We start from the raw sequence: 1524 nt of genomic DNA, 5'->3' as shown, positions 1-1524 counted from the left end.
GTGAGTATTTGATGCCTTGAGAGCCACCCAATCTTGCGTTTCAGAGCCACCGATCGTGCGGAAGAGAGCCAGTGGTGGTGTGCTTGGGAGCCACTGGCCCTCGACCTGATCGTTAGGCGCTGGCCAGGGCGGTCTGCTCCCTCATGTTGTAGGTGCCGGTGTCGACCCAGGTGGTGTTGTGGATGATGCGGTCCATGATGGCGTCGGCGTGGACGCCGGCGCCGAGGCGGTGATGCCAGTCCTTCTGTTGATACTGGGTGCAGAACACCGTCGACGTCTCGCCGTAACGGCGCTCCATCAACTCCAGCAACATCGTCCGCATCGATTCCGTCGGCCGATCAAGTAACCACTCGTCGATGACGAGCAGGGTGAAGGCAGCGTATTTCCGGAGGAACTTGCCGGCGCCGCCGGGGGTGTCTTGAGCTGCGACCCAGGCCTCTTCGAGGTCGGGCATCCGAACATAATGGGCGCGGATCCGATGTTCGCAGGCGCGTTTCGCGATCGCGCAGCCCAGATACGACTTCCCCGACCCGGTGAACCCCTGGAAGACGACGTTCTGCTGCCGAGTGACGAACAAGCAGGTCCCGAGTTGGGTCAGGAGCTGCCGGTTGAGGCCGCGCTCGTCGAGCAGGTCGATGCGCCGCAGGTCCGCGTTGGGGTAACGAAGCCCCGCCCGTCGGATCAGCCCGTCCACTTTCGAGTGCATGAAGGTGGAGTAGGCGTCGTCGACGACCAGGCGGACCCGTTCCTCGAACGACAAGCTGATGCTGAGGGTGTCGTCTTGGAGGTCGATGGCCTCCACCAGCTCGCCGGCGTTCATCTCGCGGAGCTTGCGTTTGGTCTCCCCATCCAGGACGCTCATCGGGTGCCTCCGGCGTAGTAGGCGCCGCCGCGAACATAACCGCCATCATCCGGCTCGGGCTCGGGGGTATGTCCGGTTTTATCCTGTCCGGTGTCGAGGATCGGCCGCAGGTGCGCATAGCGGGGTGAGCGGATCGGGCCCCGCAGCGCCAGCGCGCAGGCCGCTTCGAGGCGTGCCGGGGAGAATCGGCGCGACAGTTTCAGCACCGCCAGCGCCGCGTCGAAGCCGGCCTCATCGATGAACACGGTCTCGAAGATCTTGGCTGTCACTGCCGCCGTCGCAGGTCCGACCCGCGCCGCCCACTCCTCGATCCGGCCCCGGTCCCAGGCCTGGAAGCTGCGCCCCTCGGGCAGGTCCGCCTCGTTCGTCCGATACTGGTTGCTGGCCGTGGCCGGCAGCAGCAAATGGCTGGTCAGGCGCTCGTCACGCCGGTAAACCTCCAGCATCGTCTCCGTCACGCGCAAGTCAACGAGGGCGCCGATATGGCTGAAAGGGACGGAATAGAAGTTCTTCGCCCAAACCACGTGAGCGTTGGCGTTCACCTTGCGTTTATAGACCCACGTGCTGATCTCGAATGGGGCCGCCGGCAGCGCCTGCAACAACGGCTTCTCCTCCGCGGTGAACACACTGAGGCGTGACCCGTCACGTTTCTGGAACGGCTC

The 1524-nt window shown here is 64.5% G+C and carries 2 protein-coding genes; both read right to left on the bottom strand.

The genetic code is table 11. From position 1 onward, the window contains the following. Positions 1–112 precede the first annotated feature (112 nt). The gene (locus ACZYX4_RS17630) at positions 113–862 is read right to left on the bottom strand and encodes an ATP-binding protein (RefSeq protein WP_254753330.1); all 750 of its coding nucleotides are present in this window, start codon (positions 860–862) and stop codon (positions 113–115) included. After that, a partial coding sequence (locus tag ACZYX4_RS17625) for a Mu transposase domain-containing protein (protein ID WP_463878398.1) occupies positions 859–1524 on the bottom strand: 666 nt, incomplete at its 5' end. The genes ACZYX4_RS17625 and ACZYX4_RS17630, both read right to left, overlap by 4 nt.

The organism is Pseudarthrobacter leeuwenhoeki, from assembly GCF_055412885.1.
This window is presented reverse-complemented; position numbering and strand designations above follow the sequence as displayed.